Below are 22,570 nucleotides of genomic sequence, written 5' to 3'. Positions count from 1 at the left end.
AAATATTTATCACTGCTTAAATGTTATATAAGAAAGCCTGAAGAAAGTAGCAAGCAGCTTATGGTTGAAGCTGGCAAGCTAACTGACTATGCCCTTGGCTATGTTAAGGGTATCAGCTATGAAGCGATAGACCAGCTCTGCAACTCTACTCTTCCACTGAGTTTACAGGGGTGGAGCCTAGTTTGTGAGCTACGAAGAAACCTAGGACCCAATTTTAGCCCAGCTGATGCGAGCCCAATGTTTAAACCATTGGCAAGCAAGCAGCTAATTGAACTTCTCAATCTATTGGCTGGCTATTCGTTCGACAAAGTAGCTGAGGCAAGAGCACTTTTTTTACGTATGATCTGCAGGCTTGATCAGCCACTCGGTGCTCTAGAAGCAATTTTATTACGGAATAAGGCAGACAAATTTCGTAAATCAACTGAGCTAGCAGTTGATGTGATTGGGATTAGTTATAGCGACTTGGTGCACCCTGACGAGTGGCGTGCCATTAAGGATGTTGTCGATGCAGTTTATCCTGCGGATTCCAGTTATATAAAAGCCGAGAGTGTCGAGACGTTTCCTAATCGTAAAGCCGTTTTAACAAAATACTTTAAGGCATGGGGACATGTGCCACGTGATGCCATAGCGGCTTTTATGGCTTTAATGGCAACTAATGATGAGCAGCTTCGCACTCTTGTGAACGATTACTCACGTTCCCAAGATTATGAAGGCATCATGGACGAATATCTGGAGGCCATAAATCAGGGTGAACAGGGAACAAGGGAGAAGATCAATATTCAGCCTGTTATCTGTTACTTAGATAAGGTAGAAGTAAAATCCATTTTTGGACGTACTGTTAGCGCTAACTTTCCGCAGAAACCAGAAAGCATCTTGTTTTTTGAAAATCGTTTCAATGCCTCTGAGCGTCAAGCTATACAGTTGAGGAAGATAAATGCAGAAGAGTACAGTAAGGATCAGTTGTTGCGTTTGCTTCAGGCTAGCACCGAATTAATACTCGAAAAAGTCTTTGGTAAAAAAGTTAATTTGGAGAGAATGTGGAACCGATTTGGAGAGTCAAGCCAGCTTGATATTAAGCTTACTCAGCTCGTGATTTTGGATGAGATCATACCAACTTTAGGGAGGCTTCAGGTTAACCAGGGAGAGATTGGCGAGCTTTTGAATGAGTACAGAAAAGTTAAGCGGCTAAATGCTGATCCATCCTCGCGGTCTGCAAAATATGATAAACGACTGGATAAGATAAAGACCCAGATAAAGCAACTTATTCAGAGAAATAGTCTTAAAAAGCTTATTCTTGAGAAGAACCGCAGAGAGATCGGGGAACGTTCTCAGTACTTCCCTGACAGTGTTCCGTTCGAGCTATTCCAGAATGCAGACGATGCTTACTGCGAGAGGATGCTGATTGGTGAGGCGGATACAGAAAAGTACCCTCACAAGTTCATTATTCGTCTTGAGGCTGAGGCGCTCTCATTCTACCACTGGGGGCGTGAAGTTAACTATTGCCCAGTCGGTTACGAGAAGGGCAAAGGCCGTTTCGATCGAGATCTGGAGAAAATGGTTTCTCTCAATATGTCCGATAAAGGAGAGCATGTCACAGGTAAGTTTGGACTTGGCTTTAAGAGCAGCCTTTTAATATCAGATGCTCCAGAGCTGTTGAGTGGTGAAATGGCAGTCAAGATAGAGGGCGGAATTTTACCTGTCGTTCATAAAAATAGATCCCATCTGATTAAGCGAGCCACGTCTGTAAGTGGCAATGGCCCTCTGCCAACATTGGTCCACTTAAAACTACGCAAAGATGTGACCTGTGATGCAAGAGAAATTTTATCCCGGTTCCGCAAAAATTCAGGACTTCTGAGTGTTTTTTCAAGGCATATAAGAACCATTGATGTAGCTAACGAAATTGTACAATGGACCCCAAAAGAGAGCAGTCGAGTCAAAGGTCTCTTCTTCGGGCACGTTAAGTTACCCGTTAAAGATGAGGTTCTAGTCGCCCAGAGAATTGTTCATTATCGGACCTCGAAGGGGCAATTTGTCTTCCAGATCGACAGGAATGGGTTGTCGAGCCTAGAAGAAAGGGATATCCCCAAGTTCTGGGTAACCAATCCTTTACAAGAAGAGTTGGAAGCAGGGTTTGTCGTTGAGGCTGACTTTCAGGTTGATATCGGACGGAGTCAGCTGGCCAAGAATAACAGCAAAAATTTTGAAGTTATGGCGGAGCTTGGGCGTGAGCTCTCGAATCTGTTAAAACAGATCTATGAGTGGTCTGTAGATGACTGGGATGGCTTCTGTCGTGAGTGGTCTCTGGACGAGCAATTAGCACCAGTCGATTTCTGGAACCGGACATGGAACGTTCTAACGGGTGGTTGGACTGCGTTCAAAGATAGTAAAGCAGAGCTCTTTCAGACTTTGTTTACTACACAAGGAGGGCTGCTAGCTTTCTTTTCTTATTACCCTGTTGTCCCAGTTAGGTGGGGGAGAAAGGATAAACAGAGACAAAAACAAAAACGCCATAGTCATGTCTCACTTATATCTTTGAAAAATGTTCGCCATCAAGCCGATAAGCTTCTTTCTGTGGTTTTTGAAGAACTATCCGGTTTAGAGAAATTACAGGCATATAAACAGCAGAACAGTTTGGTCGATGATGAGGCTGGACGGATGCTAATGGCTGTTGGTTTCGGTTCCTTGAGCGAGAAGACGCTGGTTAGCGTTATTGATGAGCATACAACAGATAAAAAAGTGACTCCTAAAAGTGCTTCTCTGTTGGGACGGGTTTTTAACGAGAAGATGAATGACATTCTTCAGGATGCATTAACCAGTGAATCTCAAGATTTTCGCTTGTCTCTCAGAAAGTACCGTTTCCAGGATGTTACGGGCAGATATTGGCACCCGGTTGATCAGTTAGTGCTGAGCGGTGATAAAAGCGATGATGAAGAATCTCGTATTTATGCTTATGCACCCGACCATCATCGTTTAAGTCCAAGCTATGACAAAGCCGGGCAGGCATTTTTTGTGCAGTGTCAGGATGGCCTGAAGCCGTCAATTGAAAACCTGAAGGCATGGGCTGAGGGCATTTCATCTAAGGATCACTCTCGGCAGGATGCGTTGCTGCGTTATTTAATTTCAGGATTTAATGGGAGACATCTTGGTCGACGCTTGAAAGCCCTTGGGCAACCCCGTTGGCTCCTCCACATAGACAGCACAGTGCTCAAAAAACAATTTAGCTGGACGGCATCAGATATCTATGATTACAAGCAACTCATGCTTGTTTCAGATGAAGAAAAAAGAAAGAGCGTAGCGGACGATGTAAAAACAAGCAGAGGCAGCTTTAAGCCTGTAGATGCACTCAATAATATTTATGAATGGTGGGCAGAGTCATGCCCTGAAAATTTGGCAACTTATGAAGATAGGCTGTATTCCCAATCGCTTCCTTGGAAGTTGATGGCCGAGGATGATGTGCTGGAATCACATGAAGCCCGCAAGGGTTGGTTAAAGCTGTTGTATCTCGGTGCGTGCCAAACGATTGGCAGGGTATCAGAAGGCCACCATCGAACTGCCATGGACTGGATTGAGCGTAAAGGTTGGTGGGATCGCATGGCTCAAGAAGATATGCAGTCAGAAGACTGGACTGGAATTATTGATGAATATTTGGCTGATGCTCAGGTCAGTGAGTCCTATCGGGTATGGTTGCAGATACTTCCAATGTATAACTTTTCTAAAAACTTGGAGAGTTATGTTCATATGTTATTGAGCCTTGACCGCCTTCCTCAGTTGAATGACTTTCTTAAATCCTCAGAAAGCCAAGTATGGCAGGGGACAGGGGAATATTTACCCGCGCTCCGTCGGTCACTGGGGATAGGTGCTAATTTTGTTATCCGTGAACTCATTCGACATAAAGTCATCCCCGACACTGGCGCTCAGCAACATGCTTTTGTGCTGTCAGAAAAAGTTCGACGACTCATAAATCGTATCGGTTACACAGTAGGTGACTCTGCAGACCCCTATCAGTCAGAAGAGTTATACAAAGCATTCTTCAGAGACCTGAATAACGACGCTATGGCTACGTTTGATTTCAGTTTCGACATTCCTTTCAGGTTCCTGGCCGATGAGCCTGAGCTTGTAGAGGAGTTGTTGGGTATTGGTGAGTTTGAGTTGGATGAGCAGGAATAGTCAGAATGGATGAAGTGAATTCTGGAAGTGTCGTTCTCCACCCCAAATACGGTACCGGCGCTGTAGAAGTGAACAAGGGGCTTACGGTTCTGGTTCGCTTTGAGCACGGTTATGAAGAGTGCTTGGCTGAGGAGCTTTCAACCAAGAAGGGCCTCCTTCAAGTAATAGAGGGTGGTGAACATCAGCCTGTACAACGAGTTGCTTGTCGAGCTCTAGCGTTAGCATTGCGCTCAATCAATGACAGTTGGGGAGTATTTTCCCGCTCCAAAATCTCTTTGCTCCCTCATCAGTTGTGGGTATGTCATCGTGCATTACGACAGTGGCCTACTTACCATTTGATAGCTGATGATGTTGGCCTTGGGAAAACCGTTGAGGCCGGGTTGATCCTGTGGCCATTGCTTGCAAAAAAAACAGTGCGTCGTATTTTGGTGCTAACTCCTGCGCCATTGGTAGAGCAGTGGCAACAGCGTTTACGACAAATGTTTGATATCCGGCTTACGGCGTACGTGCCACAAGCCGACACTCCCCGTTCTGATTATTGGAATACGCATAACCAGGTCGTCGCTTCACTTCCTACCTTGCGTAAAGACGTAAATGGGCGGCATCAGCGTATGCTGGAGGCTGAGGACTGGGATCTTCTCATTATTGATGAGGCACATCACCTCAATGCTATTGAGGACTCCGGTGCCACGCAGGGGTATCGGTTTGTTGAAAAGCTTATAGAGCACAATAAGTTTGTGTCCAGACTGTTCTTTTCTGGCACGCCCCACCGTGGCAAGGACTACGGCTTTTTTGCCCTCATGCGCCTTTTACGACCCGATTTGTTCGATCTGGATTCTCGTACAATAGACGAGATGCGTGAGTCTGTTGGTAAGGTGCTGATTCGAAACAATAAGCAAAATGTTACTGATATGGCAGGTAACAAGCTTTTCAAACCTGTGAATGTGATATCGCGGACCTATGAATATTCAGAAGCTGAAGAGGCTTTTTATAGCCAGTTAACAAACTTTATTTTGAGCGGACAGGCTTATGCTTCATCCCTGAACTCCAGGGATCAACGTGCGGTCATGCTTGTTCTCACGGCGATGCAAAAACTGGCTTCCAGTTCTGTTTCCGCCATTCGAAGAGCAATATATGGGCGTTTGGCAAGGCATAAACAAATAAAGGAAAGGCTGATTGAAATCCAAAAACTGCAGGATGCCCTGAGTGATAAAGCTCAGGAGCTGCAGGGGGAGGAGATGGCTCCAGAGTTAACTGATGAGTGGCAGGATCTTGAGGAAGAGTTCGCGGCGGCTTCAGTCAAAGTCCAGCTGATGAACGATGAGCTGCCACGCCTTAAGGTGTTACTTGAATTTGCTGACCAGGTACATCTGGAAACCAGAATTCAAAAAATCATTGATATCCTGAATGATGAGTTTCAGGGGCGTACTGTCGTTTTTTTCACCGAATATAAAGCTACACAAGCCCTGTTGATGAGCGAGTTGCATAAACATTTTGGTGATAAAACCGTTAGTTTCATTAACGGTGAGAACAGGCTGGAAAATGTTCTTGATGCCAGTGGTAAGTCCATGACATGTACCATGGATCGCTACACAGCAGCAGATATGTTTAACCGTGGCAAGGTACGGTTCATTATCTCAACCGAGGCCGGTGGTGAGGGCATTGACTTGCAGGACCGGTGCCACTCCATGATTCATGTGGATTTGCCTTGGAATCCGATGCGTCTTCACCAGAGAGTTGGACGTTTGAATCGCTATGGGCAAAAACACCAGGTGGATGTTATCACCCTGCGTAATCCGGATACTGTTGAATCCAGAATATGGGGGCTCCTTAACGAAAAAATTGAAAATATCATGCGTGCTATTGGGGGAGCTATGGATGAACCTGAGGATCTGATGCAGCTGATCCTTGGAATGAGTGATTCTCGTATTTTCAATGAACTGTTTACCGCCAGCCTTGTCAAGAAGCCTGAGGAGATAGAGAGCAAATGGTTTGATGCGAAAACCCAAACCATGGGCGGGCGTGCAGTCATTGAAGTTGTGAGGGATCTTGTTGGCAGGGCAGAGAAGTTTGACTGCAAAGACCTGGATGATGTTCCCAGATTGGATCTCAAGGATTTGCAGCCATTCTTTGAAGGTATGTTGGCACTCAATAGTCGAAGGCCAAAATGCTCAGGAGAAGAGATGAGCTTTAAAACTCCGGAAAAGTGGCTGACGGAGATTGCTATAAAGAGAGCTTATAAAAACCTGGTTTTCAATCGTGAAACTGCCAGAGAAAATAAAGCTCTGGATGTCATTGGTTTTGGTCATCCCTTGTTTGGGAAAGCTATAGACCAAGCGTTGGACTTTGGAGCGTACTATGCCCGTGTTGACGAGCTGGATGGTACTCTGGTTGTTTTCAATGTTCGCGACAGAGTTACAGGTTCTGAAAGTACTGTCAGGATCGCAACTGTCGGGGTTTTAGCTAATCAAGAAGGCAGGTTTGAGCTGCTTAAGGATGAAGTGTTAGTCCATACTCTCAACCGTATTTTGAGAATGAAGGGAGGAGAAGTAGAAGGTGGAACCTCCCTTGATAATTCAGAGAGTTTGGCAGGGGCAACGGATTTTCTAAGGCAGAACATTGGAGAACTCGGGCTTCCATTCTCGTTGCCAGAAGCCGAAGCAGCGGTACTTATAGAGGGAAAAGGAAGTGAATCTGGACTGAACTAAAAAAAGAAACTTTCTCTTGTTGGTTCATGTGTGAGGGGGGAAGGTCATCTTGAACGGATCAGGTCAGGTCAGTTACAGTCGACCATTGCCATACTTCCTCTAACTCAAATCGCTTTGACGCCGATATCTGACAGGCTGTTTGAGCCCGCCATCAGCGGGCTCAACAAAGTCAACAACTCAACCGGCAGCACTGACCATATTCTGTAGGCTTTGTTGCATAGCGGCCTTAAATGTTGGGTCTGTGGCGAGCAGGCGATACAGTTCCAGCTCGTTACGGCGGTTTTTGAGCATAACATCGTTGAAGATCTTCTCGAAGGCCAGTTCCTTGTTGTAGGTATCTTCGTTGTGTTTGTATTTCTTCTCAAAATCCGGATGGGTTTTGATGCTATTGGCGATGTTCATGAACTTGATCTTCTGCTCATCCGGTGTTGCCGTCCAGTCCTGGAACCAGCGTTCGTTAAAGCTGCGAATGATTTCATCAAGAGGGTCTTTTTCCTCACCTCCACCCATAGCGCCGCGCAGGTTGGGGTTCTGGGGGGCAAGCTCTGACTCGCTGTCGTCCAAGCCAATACTGTGGTTGAGTTTGTCACGCTTCAGGCCATAGGTGGACAGGTCGACAGAATCGAGCAGCTCATCGATTTTATCTGCTTCTGGATCTTTGATGATCAATTTTGGAATCAGGAATTTCAGGAACCAGAACAACTTTTCCCATTCCACGACCTCATAAGGCATGATGGCTGCCATCTGGCCGTAGATCTTCACAAATTGCTTGGCCTTGACCTTAAAGTCTGCCTTTGCAATGTCATCCAGTCCCAGCTCAGTATTAAAGCGGTCTGCTGCCTCGTCTATGATCGGGCTTAGCTCCTGAGCGTCGGCTCCATTCCAGTAGAGATCATTGAACTGTTCGACCTCATGCCACTCGAAAACCCCTTCCTCGGCCAAGACTTCTTTCAGTTCGTGGAGCACATTCACGTCAGTGGCTTCTGACAGGGATGTAGACGTGTAAAAGGGATCGAAGGCATCCTTGATATCATCGGTGCTGTTGAAAAAGTCCAGCACAAACAGATCTTCTGTCTTTTTCCCCAGCTTGGGAGCAGCCCGGTTTAGGCGTGAGAGTGCCTGTACTGCAAGCACACCCTGCAGTTTTTTGTCGACGTACATAGAAGACAGCTTGGGCTGGTCAAAACCAGTGAGGTATTTATTGGCTACAACCAGAAGACGGTATTCATCTGTATCAAATTTATCTTTGGTTTCTCCATCCGGGAAGCCATTGATATCCTGTTCACTGTACTCAATGCCATCCACTTCTTTGGTGCCGGAGAAGGCGATAGCGACTTTGAATGGGTTCCCCCTGTTGGCAAGCTCTCGGGTGATTGCCTGATAGTAACGGATAGCCATCTCGATGTTCTGAGTAACTACCATTCCTTTGGCTTTGCCCTTGAGTTTTTTGGGGGTGACCACCTGGGGAATAAAGTGGTCAAGAATCACCTCAGCTTTCAGGTTTATTGTTTGCTGGTGACGTTCCACATACGCGCGTAGTTTTTTCTGGGCTTTGCTGCTATCAAAGAGAGGGTTGTCTTCGATAGACTTCTGGATTTCGTAGTAGCTCTTGTAGGTTGTGTAGTTCGCCAGCACATCAAGGATAAAGTCCTCTTCTATGGCCTGCTTCATGCTGTAGAGGTGGAACGGCTCAAAGCTACCATCTGGGTGACGGGATCCAAACTTCTCCAGCGTCGTATTCTTGGGTGTAGCTGTGAACGCGAAGTAGGACGCATTGCCTCGCATCCTCCGAGACTGCATGGCCTGGATGATCTTATCCTGGGCATCCATCTCTCCATCAGCTATGGCGTTAGACTGACCCATGGCGCGGTTCATATTATCGTGGGCTGAACCACTCTGGGAACTGTGAGCCTCGTCAATAATCACTGCAAAACGCTTGTCACTAAGATCACTGATGCCATCAATAATGAACGGGAATTTTTGGATGGTGGTAATGATGATTTTCTTACCCTGTTCCAGTGCGCTTTTCAGTTCAGCGGACTTATAAGCCGGGGCAATGATATTTTTGACTTCAGAGAACTCTTTAATGTTCTCCCGTAGTTGCTTATCCAGCAAACGACGGTCTGTTACTACAATCACGGAGTCAAACAGGGGCTGTTCAACGCCTTTGGCTCCGGCAGCATCTGCGCTGTGTTGGTAGGCCTCAATCAGCTGGTAAGCGGCCCAGGTAATGGAGTTCGATTTTCCGGAACCAGCGGAGTGCTGGATCAGGTAGGTTTGCCCCACACCATGGTCACTGGCATGGGCGACCAGCTTCCGTACTACATCCATCTGGTGGTAGCGGGGAAAGAATAAGGTGCGTTTATTCAGAGGCGTTTTTTTGGAGCCATCCAGCCGCACAAAGTGCTGGATAATATTGGTGATGCTGGTTTTGCTGAATACCTCTTTCCAAAGATAAGCGGTTTTATGGCCTTTTGGGTTCGGCGGGTTGCCCGCACCAAAATTATGCCCCTTGTTGAAGGGCAAGAAGATAGTGCTTTTACCTGTCAGTTTTGTGGTCATGTACACTTCGTCTGTGTCCGCCGTCATATGCACAAGACAGCGGCCAAACTGTAACAGCGGCTGGGTGTTATCCCGGTCGTAACGGTATTGTTTCTTACCATGGAAGCGAGCTGTCTGACCTGTCCACGGGTTTTTCAGTTCCAGCGTGGCAAATGGTAGGCCATTGATAAACAACACCATGTCGATTTCTTGCAGGGTGTTGGCCAAGGAATATCGCACCTGCCGTGTACTGCTGAAAATATTGGCGGCAAAGCGTGCCTTCACCTTTTCGGAACTGCTGGCCAGCGGAGCGGGGTACAGCAGGGTGAAGTGGGCATTATCAACGCTTAACCCCTTTTTCAGCAGGTGCAGCAGGCCGTACTTTTTCACCATCCTGTCATAGCGCTCAAGAATCTTCTGTTGCCAGTCTGCGCCGGTTCTCTGAAGCTTATCCATCTCCTCTTTTTGGGTGCTTTCCAAAAAGGCCCAGAATTGCCGGGTGTCCAGAGCAAAACGGGCGTTAAAGTCCTGTGGATACCCCAGCCGGTAACCATGGCTGGAGCTGAAAGGTGCATCGCCATCGGCCACTGTGTTCTGGTCTTCCAGGCAGGTGCCTGTCAGTTGTTTCTCAATGGTGGCTTCAAGGGCCTGTTCATTTGTTTGGCTTTTCATAATTCCCTCTACTTCATGGTCCTGTGATTCGCCTGAAACATTTTCAGAATGACTGTGTGGATGGCGACTTCCATTATTAAACTACCTTGATCTTACCGGTTACGGCGCTGTTGATCAGCGTGGCCCGGTACTCTTTGAGCTTTTCGATCTGCTGCTGTTGCAAGGTAATGGCCTGATCAAATTTAGCCGTATGTTCATCGATATAGGCCAAGATTCTTTGTTGTTCGTTTTCTGGTGGAACAGGAATAGCAATATCAAAGAGATCGCCTGTATAAAGACGAATTAGACCTTCTACAATGCCTGTTGCACGAATAATAAACTGTGCAATATAAGCAGGGTTTCTGAACAGTAGCTCTAAGTATTTCAGGTCACTTATGAGCCCTTTTGACTTATACACAGCGTAGTCTGGGCTGACGGAACCTTTGAAAGGTATACTGCTTTTAAAGAACACTCCAAGATGAGCTTTTAGTTTGTTAAAAACCAAATCGTTTTCGTAGACAATTTTATTGTCTACGTTAGTCTGAGCAACCTCAGCCTTGGAATGATACTCTGAACGTACAACCAATCCATGAACCTGGCTCATCATTAATAGGGGCTCTTCTCCAGTTTTAGAGCGCTCACCTCTTTCATCCAGTATGTACTTCAGGCGTTTTACTTCCCAATGCGCCGGAATATCCCCAATCCACTCCACACCAGAGTCACGCATGGGCGCTTGCAGATCAAGGCCACGGGTGACGGCATTCTGAATCAGGATTTGCCTGCGCTCTTTCAGCAGCTCGATCTGCTGTTCCTTGATGGTGATGGCCTGGTCGATCTGGGTGGTTTTGGTGTCCAGAAAGGACGTTATTTTGCTTATTTCAGAAAGTGGCGGATGGATAACTGGTAATTGAGAATATTTATCAGCCCCGATGTTTTCAATGGTCGCTTTGTTAAGTATTACTTCACGCCAAGCATTAAAAACTTCGGACTCTGCAAAAAAATTTAAATAATCACTAGAGAGAAATTCTTTATTGGTGGTCGCCTTTATTAGATAACCAGCAAATGCATAATGCTTTTCGCAGGATATTCCAGTTTTAAATTGATATGACTTTCCAACTGTTGCACCGCTTCTAGCAAAGAGGATGTCTCCATCTTGCAGCAGATAATCTTTTCCATCATTCCAGTGTAGGGATAGCTTGGAGTCTTCATTAAGTACACCATTACTGGAAAAGTCTGTTATACGAATGTATCTAGGTAAGCTTGGATCATATTCTACACCTGACTCATTGGCTCCATATTTAAGCTTTTCTTGCAGTAAAAACTTCAATGGAGTTACTCGCCAGTGCTCGGGAATTTTCCCAATCCAATCAACCCCAGAATCCTTATAGTCCTCATACCGAGGCATAGTCGCTAACCCACTCATGCCTTCACCTCAGTCACATCAGCCACATCAGCCACTTCCAGCCCCAGCACTTCAGCAATCAACCCTTCCGCCTGCTGTTCCAGTTTTACAATATCCTTCGCCACTTCTTCCATCGAACGCAGAGGCTTGTGCTGGTAGAAGTATTTGTTAAAGCTGATCTCATAGCCGATTTTGGTGGAGTCCAGATTGATCCAAGCTTCCTCAACATGGGGTTTCACTTCTTTCAGGAAGTAACCGTGAATCTCGTCTTTCAGGGGGACTGTTTCACTGTCCCGCAGATCAGACGATGGTTCGTAGGTGATAAATTCACCGGCCTTGCCTGTGGCATAGAACCCAAAGTCCGCCAGTTCACTCTCGGTGCAATCCAGATGGTGCAACAGGGCATCAAGCTTCTCGCCTTTCAACTTCAGGGTTTTGCGAATCACCTTTTCGGCAGTTTCGTCGTACCAGCTCATGGCGTTCAGAAGAGCGTTTTTATCACCGGCAGCCCACTTTTTGGGAAGGGCTGCTTTATTGTCTTTCAGCGCCTTATCTACCAGAGTTTTGAACTGGTTGAAGTCGTTGTGAATATCGCTGCCGATGGTTTCCATTAGCGTGGTGGCCACCTGTACAAGGTTGCGGCCTTTCTGCCAGGTTTCCGGACTTAACAGCTTTTTGCGGTTCTTAGCGTTCAGGTTCAGCTCGTTTTCTTCACACCAGCTGAGAATGGCTTTTTCATGGTCTTTCAGGGTGCCTTCGCTATACACCTGTTCGCCCCATTCGCTGTAAATCCATGCCATAGGTTCCCGCAGAGCCTTGTCGAAACGAAGAGGTTCAATACGCTCCGCTGTGAACTGGGCTTTACGGCGGTCTGGGCGTTCGATATTGACTTTGTAGTAGCCAAAATCGGTGTTATCGAATATCTGTGACGCGAGCTGGGGGGCGTCGCTCTCATCGGCTTTACGTTTCACTTCTGCCAGCTCAAGGTAGTTGGCGGTGATCTGGACAACATGTTCGGGGGAGAACTCACAGTTCTTATCCCCGAGGTTCTTGCGTAGCTTTCGGTAAAGCTGGCTGGCATCAATCAGCTGCACTTTCCCTTTGCGATGTTCGGCTTTGTTATTGGACAGCAGCCAGATGTAGGTGGTGATACCCGTGTTATAGAACAGGTTGTTGGGGAGCTGGACAATGGCTTCCAACATATCGTTCTCAATAATATGACGGCGGATATTGCTTTCGCCGCTGCCTGCATCGCCAGTAAACAGGCTGGAGCCATTGTGAACGGAAGCGATGCGTGAGCCTTTGGAACCCGCTTCTGTTGGCTTCATTTTACTGACCATTTCCATCAGGAACAGCAGCTGCCCGTCACTGGAGCGGGGAGCGGCATCGTAGTTTTCGCTGTTGTTCCAGTAGTCTTTCAGGTTGACCCGGAAACGGGTGTCGATGATATCGGAGCCGTCTTTAATGTATTTCTGGTCACCGCTCCAACTTTTGCCATAAGGTGGATTGGAGAGCATAAAGTCGAAGCGCTCTTTGGCAAATTCATCGGTTGCCAGAGTGGAGCCGACTTTGATGTTTTCCGGGTTGTTGCCCTTGATCATCATATCGGACTTACAGATGGCGTAGGTCTCGTCGTTGATCTCTTTACCGAACAGGTGAATATCCCGGCTGCCATCCTCGGAGGGGTATTTTTCTTCAATAAAGTTCTGGGACTCTGTGAGCATGCCACCACTGCCGCAGGCTGGGTCATAAACGCTCAGAGTCAGGCCCAGATTGTCTTTGACAGGGTCAAATACAAGGTGGGTCATCAGCTCGATGACTTCCCGGGGGGTGAAGTGCTCTCCGGCTTCTTCGTTATTCTCTTCGTTGAATTTACGAATCAACTCCTCGAAAACATAACCCATGCCGAGGTTGCTCAGGGCCGGGAGTTTGTTACCGTCCGGGTCTTCTGTTACAGCGGGGGTCAGGTTTATCTGGGGCGAGGTAAACTTTTCCAGCACATCCAGCAGGACATCCTTACGGGCCATATGCTCTATCTGGGATTCCAGATTAAAGCGGCGGATGATTTCCTTCACATTGTCGCTGAAGCCGTGGAGGTAGTCTTCCATATTGGCCAGAAGAATTTGCTGGTTGTTGGTGGCGGTCTGGCAAATCTGCGACAGCGTCCACTTGCTGGTGTTGTAGAACACGTAGCCGGAAGCGTTTTTCAGTGCGGATCCTTCCAGTACGGCCAGACCCAGCTCGTTCTTTTGGAAGGCAACCTCTTCCAGTACCTGTTCTTTGCTGGATTCCAGCAGACTGTCTAGGCGACGCAGGACAACCATGGGCAGGATGACATCCCTGTATTTGCCGCGAACATAAACATCGCGGAGACAGTCATCAGCTATCGACCAGATAAATGAGACAAGTTTGTTGTGAGCGCTGTGGTCCATAAGTACTCCTGAAATTTTGGTTGTATCAAACCGATTGGCGAGGATTTTACCCTTCACCATAAACGGCGGCTATCGCTTAACTTTTGTGTTGGGCTATTTCCATGGATGCCTGGTCCAGTATTGAGTCGAGTCGCATCTGCTTTTGACCATGCTCTGCTCGCATTTCTTTCAGACGCTGCATCTCTTCACTGACAGAAAGAGCCAATGACTCCATCTCATTGGATGCCTGTATATAAAGGGGAACGTTCAGGTTGTTATCATGTCTTTTGATCTCCCCCATATCGACGGAGCGGTATCGTTTATCCTCTGGGTGTTTGCCTGAGGCTAATTCAGCAATTAACGAACTATCAGCTTCTGATAATTCGTGACCGTTACGTTGCTTTGTTCCAAGCTCCTGAGCATCTACGAAGGTGACTGGAGAGCCAAGTTTGCGGCCGACACTGAATATCACCATGACGGTGCGAACACCTGTAAAGGAGAGAATGCCAGCAGGCAGGGCGACAATGGCTTCAATGAGACCTTTCTCAAGAAGGTAGTTGCGTACGCGGGCATCATAACCACCGCGGAACAACCATCCTTGGGGCAGGAGCAGGTAGGCTTTACCGTGGTTGTTCAGCATGCTGATGGCTTTTTGAATCCACAGTACATCCCCCGCAGAGGCTGGAATGCTGTCGCCAGAGGGAACCTGCAGGTAATTGGCATTAGCCAGAGTGCGACGTTTGTCTGCGGTAAAGCGAAGCCCCAGAGGAGGCTCCATGGTTACGATATCGACCTTTCTTTTAAACTTTGTGTTGCTAGCCAGTGAGTCGTTATTGAGCAGTTCAAAGCTACGCCCTTCCAGTAACAGTAAACGATAAGCAATCACCCATGTTGCGTAGTTAATTTCTTCAAGCAAAGCGTGCTTGGCATTCAGCCTGGAAGCGATGCGAGCCACACCACAGGCTCCGTCGTAGAGAGTTTTCTTTGAACAATCTCCCGCCATGGCTGCAAAGAGCAGCAGAGTGGTTTGATTTGCATCCAGAATCCAACCCTTCTTTCCTGCGCGCTGGGTGACTTCTTGAAGGACATGGGTGAACTCCGAGTAGTCAGTCATATGCAGGAAAAGATCTGATATCCGCATCATGACCCTGATATCAAGCTGATGAAAAGCCGGTGCTTTTCCAATCGCTTCAGGCCAACCGCGATCTTTACTGATCTGGATACCCAGATTAGCCAGTGCGCTGTAGTGCTGCTCTGGAGGGTTACTAATCGCTACTCGATACTCTTGCGGTGCCTCTTTGGCAACGATCGCCATAAAAGAGATCAGGTCAATAATATGCTCGGGTTCCATCTGACCACGAGCCATATCGAACACCTTCATCAGGGTTGTATTCAGCATGGGAGTGTCTCCCCGTTCAGCAGTTGAAAAATGCAGGCCTCAGCTGTTCGTTTTTCCTGTTCTGCCAGTTGCAGGGCTGACTGATAAACATCCCTACTGGCCCGGAACAGTTCAATCGCTCTTTCCTGTTGAAAAAGAGAAGAGTGGGGGAAGCTGAATTTTTTCAGGCTTGAAGCACTGATGTTGTTAATGACGCCTCCCCGGCTCATTCCTTCCAACAATGATTTTCCTGCCGGTGTGTTGAAGTAGGCGACTATGGCTTCACCCAAAAGGTCACTGCTACGGGGGCGGAGAAGGATAAAGTTGGCAGAAACAATGACATTGCGCTCGGCTATCTCTTTTGTGATGTAGGCGCTGCGAATGGCATTGCCTCTTGCGAGAATGACGACATCCCCTTCCTCGACCTGAAAGCGAATGATAGGCTTTTTAGGGAGGTGAAGCACCACTGGTTTAAGCTCAGAGGCAATAACGCCACCCTGATAGTTTATGGCGCTTCCCAGCAATACGTGGTGCGTAGCTTCATCCTCATTGACGGTCTCATAGGTGCTGTTGGTAGCACCGGTGATGATTGCTGAGCAAAGTTCCTGTAGCTGCTTTTCCATTTTCGTTTTCCCAATACGATTTAATATGAAAATAATCGTATAGGTGAAACGATTACCTTGCAATAAAAAAATCGTATTTGTTATACGATTTGTTTTTAACGGTTAGTTTTCCTAACAAAAACCTTATTTTTACAAGGTTTGAGGGGAATTAGTTAGGTGAGAAGGCGCTCTATTGAGTCATCTGAAACAAGGAAAGGAGGCTGCTATGAGCTGCCAGATACGACTAAAAGATGCCTATATGACCACCTCTTATATTGCCGAAATCCCTGAATCTGTAATTTTGAGGATTGGTGAGAACTCACTGGTACTGGATTCACTGCTGGCCGAGCTGGGTGTTGGTAGTTGGGCATTTATTACTGCCTGGAATCCTCGGTCGGAGGAGTTGGCACCGGCGGATAATGCTTTTCGTCATGAGCAGTTGATACAGATGCTGGTAGGTTTTAACTGGTTTCCGGGAAAAGGTGTTCCTGATGAAGGGGGGTGGCAGCCAGAGCAAAGTGTTCTGGTCACGGGGATATCCCGGGACAGGGCTGTTCAGATAGGCAGGCATTTTGGCCAGAATGCGATTGTATATGGTGAGCGAGGTCAACCGGCTGAGCTTGTATGGATTGAGGACCTGCAGCCACCTGTAACAGTGCTCCATATTCCCCATAGTGCGTATGGTATTCCTGATGATCTTCGCCCCCAGATTTTATTATCAGACCTTGAGTTGGTTAGAGAGCAGCTCAGTATTGTTGATGCTTACACCGATGAGCTTTTTGCACTTAACCCCGATGAGGCTTCGCCAGTGCGATTTCCTGTCAGTCGTCTGGTATTGGATCCGGAGCGTTTTGAGGAGGATAGCCAGGAGATAATGGCTGACCATGGTTACGGGGTTATCTATACCAAGGCACCCAGTGGTGTAAAACTTCGTAGTGCTCCCTCGGCGAGAGAGAGATTGGATTTACTGGAGCGCTACTACAGGCCACACCATCGGCAACTAACGGCTCGCGTTGACGAGAGTCAGAATGCAAACGGGCAGTGTTTGATTATTGATTGTCATAGTTTTCCTGAACGCCCATTACCTTTTGAGCTTTGTCAGAAGCTGGAGAGGGCTGATATCTGCCTTGGAACTGATGATTATCATACTCCGGAGTGGCTGGTTGATGAGGCACGGAGGCTTTTTGAAGAGAGGGAATATACTGTATCCGTTAATGAACCATTCGCGGGGGCTTTAGTGCCAATGAAGTTTTATCAAAAGGACAAAGCTGTTTTGGCCTTGATGATTGAGTTGAATCGGCGGCTGTATATGGATGAGAAGACTGGTGAGAAAAATGCTGGCTTTAGGAAATTGCAGACAGATGTTCAGGAAATTATCAGGCAACTCACTGGGGTTGTAGTCATAAAAGCAGGATAAATGGGAATCCTTTTATTTATAAACGTCCAAAGACTTTTAATGCCATGTAATAAGAGGCAGTATGAAGATATCCAATAATAAAAATTTGTCGTACTTATATCGTTATGTTGAGTCCAAAAGAGATTCGCGATGCTCTAAATAGTTTTGGGTTCCTGATGGAACCTGGCAAAAAGAAGCCAAGTTATGCCTATGAGCATTATCTTGGAAATGGACAGTATTTATACGTTAAGAGGTCAGTGCGTAAAGCACCTTTGGTTATGCACCCTTCCTGTATCGAAAAACGTTCGTCTATTGTGATGGTTGAAGATATTGAAGTTCAGTGGGATCCCCCTGTAAAGAACTCCAGTTACAGGACATACCCGAGATATAATAATAGTGAAACAGAATACGGGTTGGCCGCTGAGGTTCTTTCGTTAGATGGCCTCAAACAACTTGTTCAAATATTGACCGGTGATGCTGTTCCTGCATCAGATCAAGAGAGAGAGGATGATGTTGTGGCAGTTATATCAGAAGATACAGGGTATACCCCGCCATTGAACCAAATTCTGTATGGACCTCCCGGCACAGGAAAAACCTATCATACCGCTATTGAAGCATTGAAGGTTCTTGAGCCTGCATTTCTTGAGACATCACCAGATTATAAAGCCATTAGAGAACGCTATGAGCAGTTTCAGAAAGAGGGCCGGATCGCTTTTGTGACTTTCCACCAAAGCTTCAGTTATGAAGACTTTGTAGAAGGGATAAAGGCAGAGACGGAAGATGGAAAAGTTCAATACACGCTTGAAGATGGGGTCTTCAAAAGAATCTGTAATCTTGCTTCTGCAAAGGTGATGTCATCTGAAGGTGATCTCGAGGGGGATAAAGACCGAAGGGTTTGGAAGTTATCTCTAGGTAATACTTTGGGTGAGGAGGATTTTGTATACGAAGAGTGTATCAAGAATGGTTATAGCCTTCTTGGATGGGGTGGGAATATAGACTTTAACTATTGCGAAAGCCCAGCGGAAATTCGGGATGCCTATATAAAGCATGGAGATGATCAGACAGAGGGAAGTTATGCGGTTACTGCCGTCAATACATTCAAAAACTCTATTCGTCAGGGGGATCTTATTATTGCTTCCGACGGCAATCAGAAATTCCGAGCAATAGGTGAAGTAACAGGGGATTATTTTTTACTGGATCCTACGGAGCCTCGTTCTGGGTATCTGCAATGTCGTAAAACGCGGTGGCTGCGTGTATATGAACCGTCCAGACCAGTTGATGAGTTATGCAATAAACAGTTTTCCCAAAGGTCACTTTACGAGCTTAAGAGCCATGTTCTTAAGCGTAATGTCCTTGTTCAGCTTCTTTCTGCGAACACAAAGGAAGAAAATAAGGATTATGTGATCGTAATCGACGAAATCAATCGCGGAAATATCTCCAGAATCTTCGGTGAACTGATTACCCTGCTTGAGCCTGGAAAACGAGCTGGTGCCTCTGAAGCATTGTCAGTGATTCTTCCCTATTCGAAGGAAGATTTCTCGGTACCAAATAATCTTTATGTTATCGGTACGATGAATACAGCTGACAGATCCCTTGCTCAATTGGATATAGCCTTACGCAGGCGGTTTGAGTTTATCGAGATGATGCCGGATGCGAGTTTGCTCAAAGACGTAACGGTAGCCGGTGTGTCCATGGAGAGGCTGCTCCTGATTTTGAATGAACGTATAGAAGTACTGCTGGACCGTGACCATACTCTGGGACACAGTTACTTCTTGCCTTTGGCAGAAGAAGGAGCCAATACGCTGGAGAACCTTGGCCGTATATTTCAAAAACAGATTATTCCTCTTCTGCAGGAGTATTTCTTTGAAGATTGGCAGCGAATTCAGTGGGTTTTGAATGATCATCTAAAACCGAAAAAGTATCAGTTTATCCATAAAGGGGGGAAAACAGACCTGGATTCCTTGTTCGGCCATGAGGTTAGTGGTCTGGTGAATGATAGGCGCTGGTCTCTTAACAGTGATGCATTGGGTGAGAGTAAGAGCTATGCGACTACGATCCGTGTTCTGGAAACTGAGGATTCAGCTGAAGAGAGTGTGGTCTGATGTCACAGGCTCTTGTCGTGCGTGAATATGCGGAGCTGACAACGGTCCCGGATAAGACTTCTCTTAAGCAGACTTCCATCCCGGAATCTTGCTTTGATTGGCTGGTTGAGCAATTCGGGGGTAGCAGCACTTCGGGTAAGCTGATAGTGAATGTTACTGGCCTTCGTAAGTTGAAGTTAGGCAGTTACGTCGGCTTTATTCAGTCACCTTGTGGGACCAGTATTGAAATCCTTCCCAAGCATATCCTCACGGCTAAGTCAGAAAATCAGCTAGAGGAAAGCCGGAAGGTTCTATTGAAAATGATTGCTGTCAGCATGAACCTGCCATTTCAGCAGGTAGGTTCAGCTAATCTTCAATTGATGAAATATCCTCTTCCCGAGTGGATTTATGCCCGCTTTCTTGGTGAGCTGGATCGGCTTTACAAAAAAGGTTTGCGATTTTCCTATGAAACTGTTGAGGAGGAGAGCCGGTTTTTACGTGGACAGCTCAATACATCGATACAACTACGCCAACCTCCGGGGCAGGATCACCGATTCCATATTCGACATGAAATTTTCACTCCTAACCGGCCTGAGAACCGCCTGATCAAGCTGGCGCTCGGGATTGTCAGGGAGAAGGTTCAGCAGGCCGATAACTGGCGACTTGCGAATGAACTCGGCCACCTTCTTGAAGAGTTGCCAGAAAGTCTTAGCCCTGATCTGGATTTCAGGCGTTGGGGGGATAGTCGGTTGATGACAACGTACCGAGATATTCGCCCTTGGTGTGAACTCATTATTCATCAGCTTAACCCGCTGGCTCAAAAGGGAGGCCATGAAGGTATCTCACTGTTGTTTCCTATGGAGAAATTGTTTGAACATTATGTTGTCCATGCCTTGCGAAAAGAGGTGAAGCACCACTGGCGACTTCGGACTCAGCTATCCGGCGAGTCATTGTGCACTCATAAGCCTTCTGGCAAAACTGCCAGAAAAATGTTCCGTCTGATCCCAGATATTGTTCTCACTTGTGGTAAGAACCGGCAGATTCTGGACACAAAGTGGAAAGTACTTAACTGTGCAGATATCAATGATAAATACGGACTCAAACAGCCAGATTTTTATCAGATGTTTGCATATGGGAAGAAATATATGGAGGGTCGGGGAGAGCTTATGTTGATCTATCCTTTAACGGATAGTTTTGATGCTCCACTGCCGGTATTCACATTCGATGATGATATGAGACTCTGGATTGTTCCCTTTGATCTGAAGAAAGGAACTCTCGTTGATGGCGAGTACTGTGAAGCCTTTCCGTCTCTTTATACAAAGCCAAAGGCACTTGCCGGCTGACGACATGACACTCAAGGGGCATTCGTTAGCAGGGATTGGATAACAAATATGTATAAGCATCAGGATCAACTTATCTTTTCGCCCTCAGACCTTACCCGGTTTATGGAGAGCCCTTTTGCGTCCTGGATGGATCGTTTTGCTCTTGAGTGTCCGGATGGTAAGCCTGAGCAAGACCCTGATGATCCGTTAATGCAGGCTCTGGCGAAAAGAGGGTACGCCCATGAGGAGGCTGTTCTTCAAGAGTTCCGTGATCAGGGACTGTCTGTTATCACCATTGAAGCTGAAGGTAACAAGGCCAAAACTGCACTTACGGTTAAGGCTCTTAAGGACGGGTATGACGTAGTTGCTCAAGCTCGTCTGGAGTTAGACCCTTTTGCTGGGTATGCCGATTTTCTGGTCAAAGTTTCTGGCGAGAGTCATCTGGGGGATTATCACTATGAGGTTTGGGATGCCAAACTCTCCACTAAAGTGAAGCCTGCCTATCCGATACAACTTTGCTGTTACGTGGAAATGCTCGAAGCGATTCAGGGACGCAGGGCTGAAACAATAACCGTTGCGTTGGGTAACGGCTGTAAAGAGCGGTTACGAACCAGCGACTGCTTTTATTACTACCTTTCTTTAAAAGATGGCTTTCTTGAGGCTCAGAAAGATTTTTCACCAGATAGCCCGGTCGATCCAGCAGAATCCAAAAACTGGTTGAACTGGAGTGAAGAAGCTGAGGCGCAGCTTATTGCCAGAGATCATCCTTTCCAGGTGGCCAATATTACCAGAGGACAGGTTGCCAAGCTCAAGAGTGCGGGCATAGAAACTATGCAAAACCTGGCGGAAACAGAGTTGACCCATGTTCCGGGTATACATCCGTCGGTGCTGCAACGTTTGAAGGATCAAGCGTCGATCCAGAAGGACAGCGAAGGCCTTGAGCACCCTGCTTTTGTTGTTCTGCCCCATGGTCTTGATGAGGTGACAGGACTGGAGCTGTTGCCAGCACACAGTGATTCTGACGTGTTCTTTGATATTGAGGGCTTCCCTTTGGAAGAGGGAGGGCTGGAATACCTTTGGGGTGCTACCTACTTCGATAACGACGGACAGAGAGTATTTCGGGATTTCTGGGCGCACGACAGGCAACAGGAAAAAGAGGCTTTTGAGGGCTTTATTGGATGGGCCTATAAGCGCTGGATAAAAGATCCGACCATGCATATTTATCACTACGCCAATTATGAAATTTCAGCCTGCAAAAAATTGATGGGGCGGTTTGGTGTCTGTGAAGACGAAGTGGACCAGCTTTTGCGCAACCAGGTATTTGTTGATCTTTATAAGGTTGTTAAAGGCGCTATCCGGTTAGGAGAGCCTCGCTACTCCATCAAAAATGTTGAACACCTTTATCGTGGAAAGCGTGATACCGAGGTAGGATCTGGTGGGGACTCGGTTGTCGTCTATGATAACTGGCGCACTCTCTATGAATTGGGCGAAGAGGCCGAAAACTGGGAAGAATCAGAAATTCTCAAAAGTATTCGAGATTACAATATTGATGATTGTGACTCCACGCAGGAACTCACAATCTGGTTGCGTAAACAGCAGCAAGCTAATGGTATTTCTTATCGTGGGCGAACAGAGGTGGTTAAGCCTGAGATGCCCGAAGAGATCTCAGAGCGGACGATCTTAAGGGATGACCTTTTAGAGAAAGCAGAAGCCAAACGCAGTAGAGAACCTCAGTGGGCATCGTTGGCTGAGAATATGGCCTGGTTTCTTGAGTTTCATCGGCGGGAGTCGAAGCCTGTGTTCTGGCGCAGGTTTGAACGTTTGGGCTTAAGCCATGAAGAGCTGCTTGACGATCTCGATTGCCTGGCTTGTTGCCAGCGCACCAGCTAATCCCGAACAACATACGCCTCA

Annotated in this window: 11 protein-coding genes; 6 read left to right on the top strand and 5 right to left on the bottom strand. The window is 46.8% G+C overall.

Going from position 1 to position 22,570, the window contains the following annotated elements; all coding sequences use genetic code 11:
- Nucleotides 1–60 precede the first annotated feature (60 nt).
- Together E1189_RS23855 and E1189_RS09190 are read left to right on the top strand one after the other, a co-directional pair.
- A complete protein-coding gene (locus E1189_RS23855; protein ID WP_230460292.1) occupies nucleotides 61–4,167 on the top strand; it encodes a hypothetical protein in 4,107 nt (1,368 codons plus the stop codon).
- A gap of 5 nt (nucleotides 4,168–4,172) precedes the next feature.
- Nucleotides 4,173–6,875, top strand: a complete 2,703-nt coding sequence (locus E1189_RS09190) for a DEAD/DEAH box helicase (RefSeq protein WP_155159777.1) — start codon at nucleotides 4,173–4,175, stop codon at nucleotides 6,873–6,875.
- 177 nt (nucleotides 6,876–7,052) lie between these two features.
- On the opposite strand, the gene E1189_RS09185 is transcribed toward E1189_RS09190, so the two are convergent.
- From E1189_RS09185 to E1189_RS09165, 5 genes are all read right to left on the bottom strand, one after another.
- Nucleotides 7,053–10,088 (bottom strand): type I restriction endonuclease subunit R, encoded by a 3,036-nt coding sequence (locus E1189_RS09185; RefSeq protein ID WP_155159776.1) that lies wholly within the window; start codon nucleotides 10,086–10,088, stop codon nucleotides 7,053–7,055.
- Nucleotides 10,089–10,164: 76 nt separating this feature from the next.
- Nucleotides 10,165–11,490, bottom strand: coding sequence for a restriction endonuclease subunit S (locus E1189_RS09180; protein WP_155159775.1), 1,326 nt, complete (start codon nucleotides 11,488–11,490; stop codon nucleotides 10,165–10,167).
- Complete coding sequence (locus E1189_RS09175) at nucleotides 11,487–13,901, bottom strand: type I restriction-modification system subunit M (RefSeq protein WP_155159774.1); 2,415 nt, start codon at nucleotides 13,899–13,901, stop codon at nucleotides 11,487–11,489. Before E1189_RS09175 ends, E1189_RS09180 begins: the two co-directional genes overlap by 4 nt.
- A gap of 76 nt (nucleotides 13,902–13,977) precedes the next feature.
- On the bottom strand, nucleotides 13,978–15,279 hold the full coding sequence (locus E1189_RS09170; RefSeq protein WP_155159773.1) for an N-6 DNA methylase: 1,302 nt from the start codon (nucleotides 15,277–15,279) through the stop codon (nucleotides 13,978–13,980).
- Nucleotides 15,273–15,881, bottom strand: a complete 609-nt coding sequence (locus E1189_RS09165; RefSeq protein WP_155159772.1) for a restriction endonuclease subunit S domain-containing protein — start codon at nucleotides 15,879–15,881, stop codon at nucleotides 15,273–15,275. Before E1189_RS09165 ends, E1189_RS09170 begins: the two co-directional genes overlap by 7 nt.
- Before the next feature lie 205 nt (nucleotides 15,882–16,086).
- Here E1189_RS09165 and E1189_RS09160 point away from each other — a divergent pair, with 205 nt between their 5' ends.
- The 4 genes from E1189_RS09160 to E1189_RS09145 all read left to right on the top strand — a co-directional run bounded on the left by E1189_RS09160 (nucleotide 16,087) and on the right by E1189_RS09145 (nucleotide 22,549).
- Nucleotides 16,087–17,277, top strand: coding sequence for a DUF3293 domain-containing protein (locus E1189_RS09160; protein WP_155159771.1), 1,191 nt, complete (start codon nucleotides 16,087–16,089; stop codon nucleotides 17,275–17,277).
- Nucleotides 17,278–17,432: 155 nt separating this feature from the next.
- Nucleotides 17,433–19,358, top strand: a complete 1,926-nt coding sequence (locus E1189_RS09155; protein WP_196221343.1) for a DUF8426 domain-containing protein — start codon at nucleotides 17,433–17,435, stop codon at nucleotides 19,356–19,358.
- Nucleotides 19,358–20,680, top strand: a complete 1,323-nt coding sequence (locus tag E1189_RS09150) for an McrC family protein (protein WP_155159769.1) — start codon at nucleotides 19,358–19,360, stop codon at nucleotides 20,678–20,680. The genes E1189_RS09155 and E1189_RS09150 overlap by 1 nt, the downstream gene beginning before the upstream one ends.
- Before the next feature lie 48 nt (nucleotides 20,681–20,728).
- Nucleotides 20,729–22,549 carry a TM0106 family RecB-like putative nuclease gene (locus E1189_RS09145; protein ID WP_155159768.1) on the top strand — a complete coding sequence of 607 codons (1,821 nt, stop codon included), beginning with the start codon at nucleotides 20,729–20,731 and terminating at the stop codon, nucleotides 22,547–22,549.
- Nucleotides 22,550–22,570 lie beyond the last annotated feature (21 nt).

The sequence above is a fragment of the Parendozoicomonas verongulae genome (assembly GCF_009711465.1).
Taxonomy (GTDB): domain Bacteria; phylum Pseudomonadota; class Gammaproteobacteria; order Pseudomonadales; family Endozoicomonadaceae; genus Sansalvadorimonas; species Sansalvadorimonas verongulae.
Note: the sequence above shows the minus strand (reverse complement) of the source record. Positions and strands in the feature narration are given on the sequence as shown.

What these genes read in the sequence shown, in the direction of transcription:
- E1189_RS23855 (WP_230460292.1), top strand. Translation starts at nt 61, where the DNA reads ATGGTTGAAGCTGGCAAGCTAACTGACTATGCCCTTGGCTATGTTAAG.
- E1189_RS09190 (WP_155159777.1), top strand. Translation starts at nt 4,173, where the DNA reads ATGGATGAAGTGAATTCTGGAAGTGTCGTTCTCCACCCCAAATACGGT.
- E1189_RS09185 (WP_155159776.1), bottom strand. Translation starts at nt 10,088, where the DNA reads ATGAAAAGCCAAACAAATGAACAGGCCCTTGAAGCCACCATTGAGAAA.
- E1189_RS09180 (WP_155159775.1), bottom strand. Translation starts at nt 11,490, where the DNA reads ATGAGTGGGTTAGCGACTATGCCTCGGTATGAGGACTATAAGGATTCT.
- E1189_RS09175 (WP_155159774.1), bottom strand. Translation starts at nt 13,901, where the DNA reads ATGGACCACAGCGCTCACAACAAACTTGTCTCATTTATCTGGTCGATA.
- E1189_RS09170 (WP_155159773.1), bottom strand. Translation starts at nt 15,279, where the DNA reads ATGCTGAATACAACCCTGATGAAGGTGTTCGATATGGCTCGTGGTCAG.
- E1189_RS09165 (WP_155159772.1), bottom strand. Translation starts at nt 15,881, where the DNA reads ATGGAAAAGCAGCTACAGGAACTTTGCTCAGCAATCATCACCGGTGCT.
- E1189_RS09160 (WP_155159771.1), top strand. Translation starts at nt 16,087, where the DNA reads ATGAGCTGCCAGATACGACTAAAAGATGCCTATATGACCACCTCTTAT.
- E1189_RS09155 (WP_196221343.1), top strand. Translation starts at nt 17,433, where the DNA reads ATGGAACCTGGCAAAAAGAAGCCAAGTTATGCCTATGAGCATTATCTT.
- E1189_RS09150 (WP_155159769.1), top strand. Translation starts at nt 19,358, where the DNA reads ATGTCACAGGCTCTTGTCGTGCGTGAATATGCGGAGCTGACAACGGTC.
- E1189_RS09145 (WP_155159768.1), top strand. Translation starts at nt 20,729, where the DNA reads ATGTATAAGCATCAGGATCAACTTATCTTTTCGCCCTCAGACCTTACC.